Here is a 16,923-nt window from a genome sequence, read left to right as displayed (position 1 = left end):
TAAAACATAAAAACTCCCTATAGGATTAAGGAGTTTTTGTTTTAAATTAAATGTTTTATACTTTTTTCCTGTTTTTAATCACTTTGTTTATCATCATGCCAATAAGGATTAATCCCAAAAAGTGTATTAAATAGGATTTAGGTTCACCATTTCCATTTACAAAAGAAAAAACACGATTCCATCTCACTTTATTGATACCTTTTCCGTTTTTATCCCAGCTAAACCAAATAAAAACCGGTTTACCAATTACGTGATCAAAAGGAACAAATCCCCAAAATCTTGCATCTAGGGAATTCTGACGATTATCTCCCATCATCCAGTAATAATCCTGTTTAAAAGTATAAGAATTAGCAAATTTTCTGTTTATTATAATTTTCTTGCCTTGAACTTTAAGCGTATTGTGCTCATATTCTTCTATAATTCGTTTATAGAAAGGTAATGTTTCAATAGTAAGTTTTACAGTTTTTCCCTTTTTAGGAATATAAATAGGTCCGAAATTATCTACATTCCAGCCTAAAGACGTAATATGTGGAAAAACGCCACCATCCTCACCTTTTGGCGTCAGATATTTTTTAACTCCTTTTACAATAGGATTTTTAGCTATTAACTTAGCTTCATCATCTGTTAATGTCAAAAAATACTCTCCTGTATTGGTAATTGCAAAATATCCATTTTGATATTTTAAACCGTCTCTTGCACCATATTTGCTTACAAGGTCATCCTGACTAATCGCTTGTCCTTTAGTGTCAATCAAAAAATTATACTGAGCTTTTGCACTTTTAGGCAATTGTGATATTTTACCATTAATATAAATATATCCTTCACGTATTTCCAATGAATCTCCCGGTATACCGACACATCGTTTTACTAAATTCGTTTTTTTATCAATTGGCTTGTAATAATTTCTATCCGGATGAAAATCATCCATATTACTTAAAGTATCTGCAGGCTGATTAAAAACCACAATATCATTACGCTTTATATTTTCTATTGCCGGAAGTCTGAAATAGGGTAATTGAAATTTATTTAGAAACGATGTTTCTTTTTTAGAAAAATCATCATTAAACACATATGATTTAAGACCGGATAAAGGAATCGAATCATGAACCATAGGAACTGCAATTGTTGTTATAGGAGTTCTGGCTCCAAAATTCAGTTTGCTTACAAATAAAAAGTCTCCTGTGTATAATGTTTTCTCTAAAGATGAAGACGGAATTGTAAATGGTTGTATAACGTAAGTATGAACTAATGTCGCAACAATAACAGCAAATAATAGAGAGCCAATTGTGTCTTCTGTCTTTGATTTTGGTTTTAAATCCCTATTCTCGATATAGACACAATTTTTGGAAGTATAGTTTAAATAAGCAATATAAAACCCTAATGTAAGCAAAACAATTATAGTATCCTTTGTAGTGTTTTTTCCAAAACTTCTAATAACCTCGATCCAAACTACAGGAATAATTAACAGGTTAATAATGGGAATGAAAAGCAAGAAAACCCACCAACGAGGACGTTTTATAATTTTCATCAATACTACTAAATTATAAATTGGTATAAATGACTCTATTGGTTTTCTATCTGCTTTTAGATAAAGATTCCAGGTGCATAATCCATGGATAATTTGTGCAATAAGAATAAAGAAGAGCCACTGTATTAAATTCATATTCCTGAAGTTTTATTTGTTAGTACTTTTGTATTATAATTATATTGATTTAGGATATGTAGCTTTTTAAATAATTTGTTACATAATGAATAAAGTGTAAGCTCGCATAAAAAACAATGTATCTTTTATACAGGTTTAAAATCAGGGATTAGAGAAGATTTAAAGCCAATCAAATTTTAAATAAATTTAAAACGCTACAAAAAAAATGGAAATTAGACTTTTAGTAATACGAACAAATGACCAAAAACGTCTTGCTGACTTTTACAGTTTGCTGGGTTTAAAATTTGATTATCATAAACACGGGAACTCCCCTATGCATTATTCGGCAGAAATTGGAAGTTTAGTTTTGGAAATTTATCCCTTAGCAAAAAATCAAACCGAACCAGAGATAAATACGAGATTAGGTTTTGCAATTGATAATTTTGAAGCAACATTGAAATTATTGAATGATAACAACATAATGTTTTCAGAACCTTTACAAACTGACTTTGGCTTTTTGACTATTGTTTCAGATCCTGATGGACGAAAAGTTGAGCTTTATAAAAAGTAAATTTGCCTTTAAAAATGGATATATTATCTCAAATATAAATCAACTCATTTTCCTGCCTAACTAAAAAATGAAAACAATAAAAATACTTCTGGTTTTAGTAATAATAACTTTTTTCTCTTGTAAAAAAGACATTAAATCTGGGCTCCATACTGTTAATGTAGAAACTTTGGATTCTGTAAAAAGTACAAAAAATTCAACCAATAAAAATAAAAGCATTTACACTAAGTATGAGTATATTTATTCTGAAAGCAAAAGTCTAATAATACAAAATAGCTTTCCGAAAGGAGGAATGAGATATAAGGCTCCTAACGGCAAAGAATATATTTATGCTGTGTTTTGGACGCGAATAAGCAATAAAACACCTGATGCTGTTGATTTTAAAATTGATTTTCCTTTAAACTCATATGAGATTCCAACTTTACCTGTAAAGTACTATAAAATATTGATTCCTTCTGATACAATGACGCTGGATAAAATACCTTTGTTTAATTATGGGTTAACAAATTTAGAGTCTTTTTTTGATAAGAATATAGATAAACCGTCTTCATTAAAAAGAAGTATTAAGCCGAAAGAATCTACTGGATTTTATGTTGTAACGCTTCGTTTGATGGAAGGAACACAATATGGTATCTTGCGAACAGAATTTACTTTAAAAGGAAAAAATCTTTTTTATAAAATTCGGGATAAAGAAATTAAATGCGGAAGTATAGAAAAAAAATAAACTAACTAAAAAGTAAAAAACCTGTAAATCATAAAATTCACAGGTTTTGTTTTTTTGTGGGGAGAGCAGGATTCGAACCTGCGAAGTTCACACAGCAGATTTACAGTCTGCCCTCGTTGGCCGCTTGAGTATCTCCCCAAAATGTATAAAAATTAAGACTTTAAAAAGTCAAAAAAAAATCCTTAATTTCTTAAGGAGTCTTTTGTGGGCGATGAGGGGTTCGAACCCCCGACCCCCTCGGTGTAAACGAGGTGCTCTGAACCAGCTGAGCTAATCGCCCTATTTTACTAGGTTGTTATCATTTCTGATATCCAATGCAAATATACTTTTAGATTTTATATTTGCTAATATTTCAATAAAAACTTGTGGGCGATGAGGGGTTCGAACCCCCGACCCCCTCGGTGTAAACGAGGTGCTCTGAACCAGCTGAGCTAATCGCCCTATTTTACTAGGTTGCTATCATTTCGTGATTGCGAGTGCAAATATACAGCTAGATTTTGTATTTGCAAGCATATTTTAAAAATAACTGAAACTTTTTTTTACTTTTTTCTTTACAAACCTATTTTTCAAACTCTTAAAAAAGAAACAAATTTTACTATTTTCTTATAATTTCGTTAAAAAGCCAAAATGAGTCTTCTAATTCTTAATATTCCTTTGTAGTAATTCGACTTAGTCATACATTTGCATACCTAAAAAATAGTATTTCTAATGGCACGATTTAAAGAAAATGATTTACCAAAATCAAAAATAACGGCTACTTCCCTTAATAAAGCAAAAACAATTTTTACATACGCAGGACATCATAAATGGAAATTCTTCATTGGTTTGATTTTTCTGCTTTTAACAGGCGCTACTGCCCTCGCCTTTCCTAAGTTAATGGGAATGCTTGTAGATTGTGTGAAAAATAAAAATAACGACCAGGCAAATACAATTGCTTTAGGTTTAATTGTAATTCTGTTTTTACAGTCTTTTTTCTCATTCTTTCGATTATCATTATTCGTAAACTTTACCGAAAATACACTGGCAAATTTACGTTTGGCTTTGTATACGAATTTGGTAAAATTACCAATGACTTTCTTCTCTCAAAAAAGAGTTGGTGAATTAAACAGTAGAATCAGTGCTGATATAACACAAATTCAGGATACTTTAACAACAACAATAGCGGAGTTTTTACGTCAGTTTATTTTAATTATCGGTGGTGTTATTCTTTTAGCTACTGAAAGTTTTAAACTTACTTTATTAATGCTTGCTGTAGTGCCTTTGGTAGCTGTTGCGGCCGTAATTTTTGGAAGATTCATTAGAAAGTATTCCAAACAGGTACAAGATCAGGTTGCCGAAAGTCAGGTAATCGTGGAAGAAACAATGCAGGGAATCAGCATTGTAAAAGCTTTTGCAAACGAATGGTACGAAATTGCGAGGTATAAAGGAAAAATTCACGATGTGGTAAAATTGGCTATCAAAGGTGGTAAATACCGTGGTTATTTTGCTTCGTTTATCATTTTCTGCTTGTTCGGAGCTATTGTTGCCGTGGTTTGGTATGGTGTTCGTTTAAGTATTGGAGGCGAAATGAGTGTTGGGCAATTAATTTCATTTGTACTTTACTCTACCTTTGTTGGAGCTTCTTTTGGAGGAATTGCCGAATTATATGCGCAGATTCAAAAAGCAATTGGTGCAACCGAAAGAGTTTTTGAATTATTAGACGAAAGTCCGGAAAAAATCAACCCGGAATATAAAGGCGCCCAAGAAAAAATTAAAGGAAACGTTACTTTTAAAAATGTCGCGTTTAGTTATCCAACACGTCAGGAAGTTCAGGTTTTAAAAGATGTTAATTTCACAGCCGAATTCGGTCAGAAAATTGCAATTGTTGGCCCAAGTGGTGCTGGAAAATCGACTATATCTTCGCTTTTGCTTCGCTTTTATGATATTATTTCAGGAGAAATCACGGTTGATGGAAAAAATATTTACGATTACGATTTAGAAAACCTTAGAGGAAATATGAGCATTGTTCCTCAGGACGTAATTTTGTTTGGAGGAACAATTAAGGAAAATATCGCTTACGGAAAACCAGATGCAACCGACGAAGAAATTATGCAAGCTGCTAAACAAGCAAACGCTTTCAATTTTGTTGATGGTTTCCCTGAGAAATTCGAAACTTTAGTTGGAGAACGCGGTGTAAAACTTTCAGGCGGACAGCGTCAGCGTATTGCTATTGCGAGAGCTTTGCTGAAAAACCCAAGTATTTTGATTCTAGACGAAGCAACATCCTCTTTAGACAGTGAAAGCGAAAAACTGGTTCAGGAAGCTTTAGAGGTATTAATGGAAGGAAGAACAAGCATTATCATTGCACACAGACTTTCAACGATTAGAAATGCTGATAAGATTTTAGTTTTAGATAACGGAAAAATCTCTGAAGAAGGAACACATCAGGAATTAATAAACCTCGAAAACGGAATTTACAAGAATTTAAGCAACTTACAATTTAGTAATTCTTAAAAAGAAAATTCCCAATTTTAGAAATTCATAAAAAAAAGCTTCAATGAAAATTGAAGCTTTTTTTTATGTAAACTGTAAACTGTAAACTGTAAACTGTAAACTGTAAACTGTAAACTGTAAACTGTAAACTGTAAACTGTAAACTGTAAACTGTAAACTGTAAACTGTAAACTGTAAACTGTAAACTGTAAACTGTAAACTGTAAACTGTAAACTGTAAACTGTAAACTGTAAACTGAATACTAAGAACTGAACACTAAAAAACTACTCCTTTCCTTTTCGGCGTTTACGCTCTGTTTTAATCATGGATAATTCGCGGCTTGTTTGTCCAGCAACTGAAGTATTTTCTTCAGCACGACGAATCAAGTATGGCATAACATCTTTTACAGGTCCGAATGGCAGATATTTTGCTACATTATAACCGTTTTCTGCTAAGTTGTAGCTAATATTATCACTCATTCCGTATAATTGCCCAAACCAGATTCGGTTATCATTTTTAGTAATGCCTTTTTGAGCTAAAATTTCCATTAATTTATAAGAACTTAATTCGTTGTGGGTTCCTGCAAAAATTGACATCGTCTCCAAATGATCTGCCATGTATTGAACAGCAGCATCATAATTATCGTCTGTAGCTTGCTTAGAAACACAGATTGGAGAAACGTATCCTTTTTCCTCCGCTCTTTTGTTTTCTTTCTCCATATAAGCACCACGAACCAGCTTCATTCCGATATAGAAACCTTCATTTTTAGCGATTTCGTGCAGACCTTTTAGATAATCCAAACGATCCCATCGGTACATCTGTAAAGTGTTAAATACAATTGCTTTTTCTTTGTTGTATTTACGCATCATATCTGTAACTAAATCGTCGGCAGCATCCTGCATCCAGCTTTCTTCACCGTCAATCAATAACGCTACATCTTTTTTGTGAGCTTCACTACAGATTTTATCAAAACGAGCTACTACTCTATCCCATTCTGCTTGTTCTGCTGGTGATAAAGTTTGTTTCTCTCCTAATTTTTCATATAATTCAAAACGCCCTAAACCGGTTGGCTTAAAAACCGCAAATGGAATAGCAAGACGTTCTTTTGCAAACTCAACAGTTCTTAATGTCATTGCCAGAGCTGCATCAAACTGCTCCTCTTCTTCTTTTCCTTCAACTGAATAATCCAAAACAGATGAAACTCCTTTAGTAAACATTTTATCAACTACAGTCAAGCAGTCGTTTTCGTTTACTCCACCACAAAAGTGATCAAAAACAGTAGCGCGAATTAATCCTTCAACAGGAAGATGCGCCTTTATAGCAAAATTTGTAACAGCAGTACCAATTCGTACTAAGGGTTCACTGTCAATCATTTTAAAAAGAAAATAAGCTCTATCAAGTTCTGTGTCACTTTTAAGTGAGAATGCAACCTGAGTGTTATCGAATATTTTTTCCATTAAGTTTAGTTTTTATGCAAAGATAGAGAGTGTTTTAAATATTCTTCATAAAACAGGGCGATTTTTTTAAGTATATTTAATAAGATTATCAGAAAACACCAATTTATAAAGTAAATATTTACCTGCTTAATTATAATCTAGATAAATTAAGATATATAAGCCTGTATTTTAAACAAATTTGAGTCAAAGTTTGAAGATTATTTCGTTTAAAATGCTTTATTTTTGCGTTTTCAATCAATTAAAGAATTATGAACTCTATTCAAGCCAATAATTACCTCGTACATTTTAACCAAAATGCTTACGAAGCTTTAAATAAACATTTAAGAGAAAATAAATATTCTAATATATTTATAATTGTCGATGATCAAACCAATGAATATTGTCTTCCTAAATTTATTCCGCATTTAGAGACAGAATTGGCTATCGAAATTATAGAGTTTGAAGCTGGTGAGGCTAATAAAAATATTGAGACTTGTATCGAGATATGGAATATTTTAACGGAACTTGGAGGCGATAGAAAATCACTTGTAATTAATGTTGGTGGCGGTGTAGTTACAGATTTAGGAGGTTTTGTTGCTTCTACTTTTAAAAGAGGTGTAGATTTCATTAATGTTCCGACTACCTTATTGTCTATGGTGGATGCTTCTGTTGGAGGAAAGACGGGAGTTGACTTAGGAAATCTTAAAAATCAGATCGGCGTTATTAATGTGCCTCAAATGGTTTTAATCGATACTGAATATCTTGAAACTTTGCCTCAAACCGAAATGCGTTCCGGATTAGCTGAAATGTTGAAACACGGTTTAATTTATGACGCACCTTACTGGAGACAGTTTTCAGATTTAAAATCGATTGTTTTTGATGAACTAGATCAATTGATTTATCGTTCGGTTGAAATTAAGAATGAAATCGTAATTCAGGATCCAACTGAAAAAAACATTCGTAAAGCATTGAATTTCGGACATACTTTAGGACATGCTATCGAAAGTTACTTTTTGGAAAGTGAAGAAAAAACAACTTTGCTACATGGAGAAGCTATTGCTGTCGGAATGATTTTAGAAAGTTATATTTCACTTCAAAAAAATCTAATTACGGAACAAGAATACAGAGAAATCAAAACCATTATCAAAGGCATTTATGATGATGTGATTTTTGAAGAAAATGATATCGATCCGATCTTAGAATTACTCATTCACGACAAAAAAAATGAATACGGTACAATTCAATTTGCATTAATTGAGGGAATCGGAAAAATAAAAATTAACCAATCCGTTGAAAATAAATTAATTCTGGACGCGTTTCAAGATTATAAATCTTAAACTTTTTTTAATCGAAAGCGTTGCATTTGGTATATTTTATTTTTTACATTTGCCCCATGAAAACAAACAAACAAAGAAGACATTTCAGCTCTTACAGAAACCGCCTCAACAGTTCTTTATTAAGAATGTTGGATCGTTTTTATAATAGCAAAAGTCCGTTTTGTTTTGATGTTTTCCAATGTTCAAAAGCGGAGCATGAAAAGCTGCCAATTATATTTGCAAATATTAGAGTTTGAATTTAAGATTTAGCCTAAAAAATACTAAATTTAAAATACAATTACAATCTCTAAAACTTTGACAAATAAATGAATACAAAATATTCTGATCTAATAAATCAAACATACTACTTTCCACAAGAGGAATTTAAATTAAACAAAGACAACCTTTTATTTCATAACATCGATTTAATGAAATTGGTTGAACAATATGGTACTCCATTAAAGTTTACTTATTTGCCTCAAATTTCTGAAAATATCAACAAAGCAAAAGCTTGGTTCAGAAAATCAATGGAAAAGAATAAGTACGACGCAAAATACTACTATTGCTACTGTACAAAAAGTTCTCATTTTGAATATATCATGAATGAGGCTTTCAAAAACAATATTCATATCGAAACTTCATCAGCATTTGATGTTAATATTGTAGAGAATTTATTAGAAAACGGAAAAATCAACAAAAGTACTTATGTAATTTGTAACGGTTTCAAAAGAGACGAATATATTAGCAATATTGCGAGATTAATCAATAACGGACATAAGAATACCATTCCAATTATTGATAATTATGAAGAATTAGATTTACTTCAGGCTGAAATTAAAGGTAAATTCAAAATCGGAATTCGTATTGCAGCAGAGGAAGAGCCTAAATTTGAGTTTTATACTTCAAGATTAGGAATTGGTTACAAAAACATTGTTTCTTTCTATAAAAAACAAATTCAGGAGAATGATAAATTAGAGCTTAAAATGCTTCACTTTTTCATTAATACCGGAATTAATGATACATCATATTACTGGAATGAGCTTGTAAAATGTATTAAAGTGTACATTGCTCTTAAAAAGGAGTGTCCAACTCTTGACGGTTTGAACATTGGCGGTGGTTTCCCTATTAAAAATTCACTTGCTTTTGAATATGATTACCAATACATGATTGACGAAATTATCAATCAGATTAAAATTGCTTGTGATGAAGCTGAAGTAGATGTTCCAAATATATTTACGGAATTTGGATCCTTTACTGTAGGCGAAAGCGGTGGTGCAATCTATCAGATTTTGTATCAAAAACAACAAAATGATAGAGAAAAATGGAATATGATTGATTCATCTTTCATTACTACTTTACCAGATACTTGGGCTATAAACAAACGTTTTATCATGTTGGCTATTAATCGCTGGAATGATACTTACGAACGGGTTCTGTTGGGAGGTCTTACTTGTGATAGTGACGATTATTACAATTCTGAACAAAACATGAATGCCATTTATTTGCCAAAGTACAATAAAGAAAAACCACTTTACATTGGTTTCTTTAATACTGGCGCTTATCAGGAGACAATTGGAGGATACGGAGGTCTTCACCACTGTTTGATTCCACAGCCAAAACACATCTTAATAGATCGTGATGAAAATGGTATTCTGGCAACAGAAGTTTTCTCAGAACAACAGACTTCTGACGATGTATTAAAAATTCTAGGCTACAAAAAAAAGTTGTAAAAAAAACGGCAAATTAAGTAAAGAAAATATTTAGAAAATTCTTAATTTGCATTAACATCCAAAAAGGTTAAACTTTTTAATTCAAAAAAAAACAAAAAAATGAAAGGACCAATCAGTCAGTTTATTGAAAAACATTATTTGCATTTCAATTCTGCTTCATTAGTAGATGCTGCAAAAGCATACGAGCAGCAATTAGCCGATGGTGCAAAGATGCTGGTAAGTATGGCTGGCGCAATGAGTACAGCAGAAATTGGAAAAATTTTTGCTGAAGTAATCAGACAAGACAAAGTACATATTATTTCATGTACCGGAGCAAATCTGGAAGAAGACATCATGAACCTTGTAGCTCATTCTCACTACGAAAGAGTTCCAAATTACCGTGACTTAACTCCTGAAGACGAATGGGCTTTATTGGAAAGAGGATTAAACCGTGTTACTGACACTTGTATCCCTGAACACGAAGCATTCCGTCGTTTACAAAAACACATTTACAAAATTTGGAAAGACGCAGACGATAAAGGAGAACGTTATTTTCCGCATGAATTCATGTACAAAATGTTGTTGTCAGGTGTTCTAGAAGAATATTATGAAATTGATTTAAAAGATAGCTGGATGTATGCAGCTGCAGAGAAAAATTTACCGATTATCGTACCGGGATGGGAAGATAGCACAATGGGAAATATCTTTGCTTCATACGTAATTAAAGGAGATTTAAAAGCATCAACCATGAAATCCGGAATTGAGTACATGACTTTCTTAGCAGATTGGTATTCAAAAAACAGTTCAAACGGTATTGGATTCTTCCAAATCGGTGGTGGTATTGCAGGTGATTTCCCTATCTGTGTGGTTCCAATGCTTTACCAGGATATGGAAATGCACGATGTTCCATTTTGGAGTTATTTCTGCCAGATTTCTGATTCAACAACTAGTTATGGATCTTATTCCGGAGCAGTTCCAAATGAGAAAATCACTTGGGGTAAATTAGATATCAAGACCCCTAAATTTATTATTGAGTCGGATGCTACAATCGTTGCTCCGTTAATTTTCGCATATTTATTAGATTTATAAAATAATTTATGAAAAGAGTTATAGTAGACTACGCTAAACTTACCAATGAAATTTTAAACCTTTTGGTTGAAAAATTTCCTGATGGTTACGATGATTCGGATGTAATCCGTTTTAGAAATGCTAAAAACGAATTGGTTGAGGCTGTTGAAGTACGTACTGAGGACACTATCTACTTAGTTAAGATTAGTACTAAACTTGCTGACAGAATTGAAAACTACGATGAAGATGATGATTTAGATGTTGATGTAGATGCAATTGCACCAGTTAAAGGTTTAGATCTTGATGATGATATTAGCGACGATGACGACGACGAAGATGATAATCAAGATAAACCAGATTCTGACGGTGGAGACGATGATGACGATGATGATGACAACGATAAGGCAGATACTGATTACGACGAAGATGAAGAGGATGAAGATTAATTCATTTTCTTTATAATAAATAAAAGGAACTCTATTTGGGTTCCTTTTTTTATATTTTGAATTAAACTTTAAATAAAATTTATATTTTTATGTTTTGTAAGATTATTTCTAAAATTATTAACCCAACATAAAAATTATACGCCAATGACTTCAGAAATTTTACACGCAACTTTAAAAGAAAATTTTGGTTTTGAAAAATTCAGACCAAATCAGGAAAATATAATAAGTACGATACTTTCGGGACAAGATACATTAGCAATTATGCCCACAGGTGGAGGAAAATCGATATGCTTTCAGCTTCCGGCTTTAATATTACCTGGAATCACAATTGTAATTTCTCCCTTGATTGCTTTAATGAAAGATCAGGTTGATAGTTTGAAAACAAACGGAATAGCCGCTTGTTATATCAATAGTTCACAATCTTCACAAGAACAGCAGTATTATATTGACAATCTAAAATCTAATAAATTCAAATTAGTTTATATTGCTCCGGAAAGTCTTTCGTATCTGGACATGGCTTTTAATGAATTAACTATTAGCCTGATAGCAATTGATGAAGCGCACTGTATTTCATCCTGGGGGCATGATTTCAGACCTGCCTACACCAATTTGGGATATTTAAAAAGTCGCTTCCCTTCTACTCCGGTTCTGGCTTTAACAGCAACAGCAGACAAAGCTACACGTACAGATATTACCAAGCAACTGAATCTAAAAAAGCCTAAAACGTTTATTGCTTCTTTTGATCGAAAAAATCTGAGTTTAGAAGTTCGTCCTGCATTAGATCGTGTTAAACAAATAATTGATTTTGTTGAAGATAAACCTAATGAATCCGGAATTATTTACTGCCTTAGTCGCAAAACAACTGAAGAGCTTGCAGAGAAATTAAAGAAAAACGGAATTACAGCAAAAGCTTATCATGCTGGTCTGGATAATGAAACCCGAGCCAAAACTCAGGATCAGTTTATTAATGACGATTGTCAGGTTGTTTGTGCGACTATTGCTTTTGGGATGGGAATTGACAAATCTAACGTTCGTTGGGTTATCCATTATAATCTTCCTAAAAATATAGAAGGATATTATCAGGAAATTGGGAGGGCTGGTCGTGATGGCCTTCCGGCAGAAACTATTTTATTTGAAAGTTATGCAGATGTGATTCAGCTTCAGAAATTTGCATCTGAAGGATTAAACGCAGATATTCAGCTGGCAAAATTAGATCGTATGAAGCAGTATGCTGATGCCGTAAGCTGTCGTAGAAAAATTCTTCTTTCTTATTTTGGAGAACTTGTCACCGAAAACTGTGGAAACTGCGATATTTGCAAAAATCCTCCAACTTTTTTCGATGGGACGATTCTCGCCCAAAAAGCTTTGTCAGCAATCACACGTTTAAAAGAATCGGAGCCTTTGGCAGTAATTATAGACTTTTTGCGAGGCTCGAGAAATACCTATATCTACGAAAAAAATTATCAAGAACTAAAAACGTACGGAATTGGCGATGATGTTTCCTGGTATGACTGGAATCAATATTTAATTCAGCTTATAAACTTAGGATATTGCGAAATCGCTTTCCATCAGCACAACAAAATATTACTGACTCCTTTTGCTAAAAAAGTTTTATTTGAAGGCGAAAAAGTAAAGTTAACTACTGTTGTTAAGAAAACAATTGAAAAAGCAGAAATTAGAGAAACTAGAACTAAAGTCGTTAAAAATTCTCTTTTTGAAGCACTTCGTAAACTACGCTATGAAATTGCACAAGAAGAAGAAGTTCCGGCTTATGTTATTTTCAGTGATGCATCGTTGCGCCAGATGGAAATTTTACGCCCAATGAGTGATGAAGAGTTTCTTGCTGTGGAAGGTGTCGGAAAGGCAAAATTGGAGAAATACGGAGATGATTTTATCAAAGCTATTATAGAATTTGAAAGAAACAAATCTGTAGTCAAAAAAGAGAAAAAAGAAAGTACGTACTCTAAAACACTAGAGTTGTTCCAAAGTGGAATTTCTGTAAAGGAAATTGCTGAACAACGAAATTTAGGCGAAACCACAATTATTTCTCATTTAGCCAAATTATACGTTGATGGAAATGATATCAATTTAAGTCAATTTGTTTCAGAAGATGAAATTCAATCTATTGAAAAAGCGCAAATAGAACTGGAAAATCCGAACGCATTAAGACCTTATTTTGAGTATTTTGAAGAAAAAATGTCCTATGATAAGATAAGATTTGGGTTGGCATTTTTGGAGAGAAAACAGAAATTAGTTTTGTCATCTTGACGAAGGAAAGATCACACTAGAAACTCCCTAAAGTAAATGATAAACCCGACAATTTTAAAAATTTGTCGGGTTTACTTTATTTTTAAATTGAAATTTTATAAATATCTCTCTTCAAAAACTTTTTGATGGTGTTTTTGATGTCCAATTATAATAAAACCCAAAGCACGAACAGAAATTTGATTACCAGAAGCAGTTCCTATTCTTTTCAATTGTTCGTCTGACAAACTTTTATAAAACAATAAATTGGAATGTCTTACAGCAGAAAGTTCCATCAACAAATCCTGAAGATGTCTTGAATTAGCGTCTGTATTATCAGCATAATCCTGTTCTTCAAAACTTGGCACAGGCGTTTTATCATTTCTTGAAAAACGTAAAGCTCTGTAAGCAAAAATACGTTCAGTATCAATTACATGCTGAATAATCTCTTTAATTGTCCATTTTCCTTCCGCATAGCGATAGTCAAATTTATCCATCGGAAGATTTTGAACAAATCGAATAAAATCATGAAGAGAAATTTCTAACTCTTCAAGCAATTTACCTTCTCCTGCTTGTTTCAAATAAGTTCCAAAATGACCTGAATACTCGTTTTCTGCTATTTCGCTAACGTACATATTGTAAAATTTAATTAATTAAGCAGAGTTTCTACTTGCATTAGTGTTTCCAAAAAGAGATCGTGTTACAATTTTCTCGTAAACTTTAATCAAATCTTCGTTTGGAACTTCTGCTTTGTTTAATTCATTAATTCTCAATAAAGCATATTGTTGAATTGTCAATAAAGGTAATACAATACGCTCTCTAATCTGAATTGAAGCAATACCATCAGGATAATTTTCCATCAAAGTTTTGTGCCCTGCAATTTTCAAAAGAAGTCTTTTTGTTTCTAAAAACTCCGAGTGAATAATATTCCAGAATTCCCCAAACTCAGGGTCTTTGCTCATATAAGCTGTTAAAGGCAAGAATGATTTTGCCAATGACATCATACTGTTCTCCAATAAAGTTTTAAAGAATAAGGAATTATGATATAAATCGCTTACTTTATCCCATTGACCGCTTTCTTCAAAATGTTTTAATGCAGAACCCACACCAAAGAATCCAGGAACGTTTTGTTTTAATTGACTCCATGAGCCTACGAAAGGAATCGCTCTTAAGTCAGCAAAATCAAGAGATTCTGATTTGCTTCTTTTAGATGGACGGCTTCCAATGTTTGTTTTAGAGTAATATTTCAACGTACTCATTTTTTCCAAATATGGAATGAACTTCGGATGATTTTTGAAACTTAAATATTTTTGATAACCTAAATCAGCTAACTGATTTAAAATCTCAGTTTCATCTGAAGTAAGTTCATTTTTATCTTTACCGAAAACCTGATTTGTAACTCCTGCAGTCAGTAAGTTTTCAATATTATAACGGCAAGAATCTAAAGTCCCAAAATTAGAACTAATAGTTTGTCCCTGAACCGTAATCTGGATTTCGTTATTTTCAATTTTTGGCCCTAAAGAGGCATAGAATTTATGTGTTTTTCCTCCTCCTCGAGCAGGTGGTCCTCCACGTCCGTCAAAGAAAATAGCTTTAATTCCATATTTTCTGGAGATTTCGGTCAATGAAATTTTTGCCTGATAAATACTCCAGTTGGCCATTAAATAGCCACCATCTTTTGTACCGTCGGAGAAACCAAGCATGATAGTCTGTTCGTTTCCTCGTGATTTTAAATGCTTAGCATATTCAGGATTAGTATATAACTGCTCCATAATAGAATGTGCATTCTGTAAATCATCAACAGATTCAAAAAGCGGAATAATATCTACCGTAGGATTTTCCCAGTTATTCAAACGAATCATGGCGAAAGTTTCCATTACGTTCAATGCGCTTTCGTTATTACTAATAATATAACGGTTCGCTCCTTCTTCACCATTATTTTTCTGAATCGTTTTAATAGCCTGAACAGATTCTAAAGTTGATCTTGTAATTTCATCTGTAAAATCAGCAGGATTTAAATCTCCTTTAACTTTAGATAAAACATCAATCTTTTGATCTTCTGTCAAGTCATAGTAATTTGTTGGAAAAATTGAAGAACCAGAGTTTAAATAATAGTCTACAACATCCTTAAATACTTTATTATGAATTTTACTATTTTGACGAATATCTAAAGTTGCAAAATGGAATCCAAATAAATTGATTTTAACCAATAGCGCTTCTAATTCATCTAAATATAAGGACTGATGCTTTTCGATTATAATCTCTCTAATTGTATTTAACTGTGTCAATAATTCTTCTAAAGTAATGAAAATATCTCCTTTAGAATAGAATACAGAACGGTAAAGTTTATGTTCAAGGTCGGATACTAAAGTGTCTACACCAGAGAAAGTTAGCTTACGTTTTAAATTTCTCATTTCTATGTAATAGCATTTCAAAATTGAAGTTCTTAAACGATCCGCAACTTTAAGTGTAATTTCTGTAGTAACAAATGGATTTCCGTCACGGTCTCCTCCTGGCCAGAAACCAAGTTTTATCAATTGGTTTTGGATTGGTGTTCCTTCATTAATATTTTTTTGTAAATAATGCACAATTTCTCCTGCTGTAGCATAAAATACATTTTCCAAATACCAGATCAAACTTACTGCTTCATCATAAGGATTTGGTTTTTCGTGCTGTATAAAAGGCGTTTTTCCTAACTGCGCAAGTAATTGTTTAATTTTAAGTAAGTCATTCTGACGAATAGCTTCAGTTAAATCATTAATAATTCCTAATACAGGACCAGGATAAAATTGTGTTGGATGCGCGGTTAAAACCGTACGAACGTTGAAGTTTTCTAAAAACTCAACTAATTCATCGTCTTTTTCCTTAGCATCTGACTTTTCTTTAATGTCACGCAAAGAACCGCGTCCTTCCATATTGTTTACTTCTGGAAAAGCAGCGTCTTCAATAGCGTCAAACAATACAATTTGACGTTCAATGTATTGAATAAATCGAAACATTAAGTCGACTTTTTCTGTCTCAGATGCGTTATTTAAAAATTTATTAGAAAAGAAATCAAAAATTTCTTTTGGTGTTTCTTCTTTTTTAAAGCCCGTTTCGCAAGTCTCTGTAAATAAAGGAAGTAAAACTCCCGTATTATCTATAGAATCAAATGGTAATGTTATGAAAACACTATTATAAATGTGGTATTTTGAGAGAACGTCTTGATTAAAACGCTCAATTTTTGGCAACGTATACATAATCGTGTTATAGTTGGTTGGTTAATTAGTCATAAAAAAACCCCAAGAATAAACTTGAGG

12 protein-coding genes and 3 tRNA genes are annotated in these 16,923 nt (G+C 32.5%); 8 read left to right on the top strand and 7 right to left on the bottom strand.

The window, feature by feature from the left end; translation table 11 throughout:
- Window positions 1-55 precede the first annotated feature (55 nt).
- Window positions 56-1,663 carry a signal peptidase I gene (gene lepB, locus HYN56_RS18080; protein WP_109193449.1) on the bottom strand — a complete coding sequence of 536 codons (1,608 nt, stop codon included), beginning with the start codon at window positions 1,661-1,663 and terminating at the stop codon, window positions 56-58.
- A gap of 205 nt (window positions 1,664-1,868) precedes the next feature.
- Here lepB and HYN56_RS18075 point away from each other — a divergent pair, with 205 nt between their 5' ends.
- The gene (locus HYN56_RS18075; RefSeq protein ID WP_109193448.1) at window positions 1,869-2,213 is read left to right on the top strand and encodes a VOC family protein; all 345 of its coding nucleotides are present in this window, start codon (window positions 1,869-1,871) and stop codon (window positions 2,211-2,213) included.
- Window positions 2,214-2,280: 67 nt separating this feature from the next.
- Complete coding sequence (locus HYN56_RS18070) at window positions 2,281-2,934, top strand: hypothetical protein (RefSeq protein ID WP_109193447.1); 654 nt, start codon at window positions 2,281-2,283, stop codon at window positions 2,932-2,934.
- A gap of 57 nt (window positions 2,935-2,991) precedes the next feature.
- On the opposite strand, the gene HYN56_RS18065 is transcribed toward HYN56_RS18070, so the two are convergent.
- The 3 genes from HYN56_RS18065 to HYN56_RS18055 form a co-directional block, all read right to left on the bottom strand.
- Window positions 2,992-3,072: transfer RNA gene (locus tag HYN56_RS18065), tRNA-Tyr, on the bottom strand.
- Window positions 3,073-3,139: 67 nt separating this feature from the next.
- Window positions 3,140-3,214, bottom strand: a tRNA-Val gene (locus HYN56_RS18060).
- An 86-nt stretch (window positions 3,215-3,300) separates the two neighbouring features.
- Window positions 3,301-3,375, bottom strand: a tRNA-Val gene (locus tag HYN56_RS18055).
- Between the two features lie 267 nt (window positions 3,376-3,642).
- Here HYN56_RS18055 and HYN56_RS18050 point away from each other — a divergent pair.
- A complete protein-coding gene (locus HYN56_RS18050) occupies window positions 3,643-5,427 on the top strand; it encodes an ABC transporter ATP-binding protein (protein WP_109193446.1) in 1,785 nt (594 codons plus the stop codon).
- Window positions 5,428-5,689: 262 nt separating this feature from the next.
- On the opposite strand, the gene HYN56_RS18045 is transcribed toward HYN56_RS18050, so the two are convergent.
- Window positions 5,690-6,862, bottom strand: coding sequence for a proline dehydrogenase family protein (locus HYN56_RS18045; RefSeq protein ID WP_109193445.1), 1,173 nt, complete (start codon window positions 6,860-6,862; stop codon window positions 5,690-5,692).
- A gap of 248 nt (window positions 6,863-7,110) precedes the next feature.
- Here HYN56_RS18045 and aroB point away from each other — a divergent pair, with 248 nt between their 5' ends.
- The 5 genes from aroB (at window position 7,111) to recQ (ending at window position 13,648) form a co-directional block, all read left to right on the top strand.
- Window positions 7,111-8,178, top strand: a complete 1,068-nt coding sequence (gene aroB, locus HYN56_RS18040) for a 3-dehydroquinate synthase (protein ID WP_109193444.1) — start codon at window positions 7,111-7,113, stop codon at window positions 8,176-8,178.
- Between the two features lie 305 nt (window positions 8,179-8,483).
- Entirely contained in the window at window positions 8,484-9,887 is a 1,404-nt protein-coding gene (locus tag HYN56_RS18030; protein WP_091499049.1) for a type III PLP-dependent enzyme domain-containing protein, read from the top strand.
- A 99-nt stretch (window positions 9,888-9,986) separates the two neighbouring features.
- Complete coding sequence (locus tag HYN56_RS18025) at window positions 9,987-10,955, top strand: deoxyhypusine synthase family protein (protein WP_057117936.1); 969 nt, start codon at window positions 9,987-9,989, stop codon at window positions 10,953-10,955.
- 8 nt (window positions 10,956-10,963) lie between these two features.
- Window positions 10,964-11,380, top strand: a complete 417-nt coding sequence (locus tag HYN56_RS18020; protein ID WP_109193443.1) for a DNA primase — start codon at window positions 10,964-10,966, stop codon at window positions 11,378-11,380.
- A 144-nt stretch (window positions 11,381-11,524) separates the two neighbouring features.
- The gene (recQ, locus tag HYN56_RS18015) at window positions 11,525-13,648 is read left to right on the top strand and encodes a DNA helicase RecQ (RefSeq protein ID WP_109193442.1); all 2,124 of its coding nucleotides are present in this window, start codon (window positions 11,525-11,527) and stop codon (window positions 13,646-13,648) included.
- Between the two features lie 95 nt (window positions 13,649-13,743).
- On the opposite strand, the gene HYN56_RS18010 is transcribed toward recQ, so the two are convergent.
- Together HYN56_RS18010 and HYN56_RS18005 are read right to left on the bottom strand one after the other, a co-directional pair.
- Window positions 13,744-14,259, bottom strand: coding sequence for a DinB family protein (locus HYN56_RS18010; RefSeq protein ID WP_109193441.1), 516 nt, complete (start codon window positions 14,257-14,259; stop codon window positions 13,744-13,746).
- Window positions 14,260-14,277: 18 nt separating this feature from the next.
- Window positions 14,278-16,863, bottom strand: a complete 2,586-nt coding sequence (locus HYN56_RS18005) for a phosphoenolpyruvate carboxylase (protein ID WP_109193440.1) — start codon at window positions 16,861-16,863, stop codon at window positions 14,278-14,280.
- Window positions 16,864-16,923: the final 60 nt, after the last annotated feature.

Origin of the sequence: Flavobacterium crocinum, from assembly GCF_003122385.1 — a bacterium.
In the GTDB taxonomy this organism is placed as follows: Bacteria; Bacteroidota; Bacteroidia; order Flavobacteriales; family Flavobacteriaceae; genus Flavobacterium; species Flavobacterium crocinum.
This window is presented reverse-complemented; position numbering and strand designations above follow the sequence as displayed.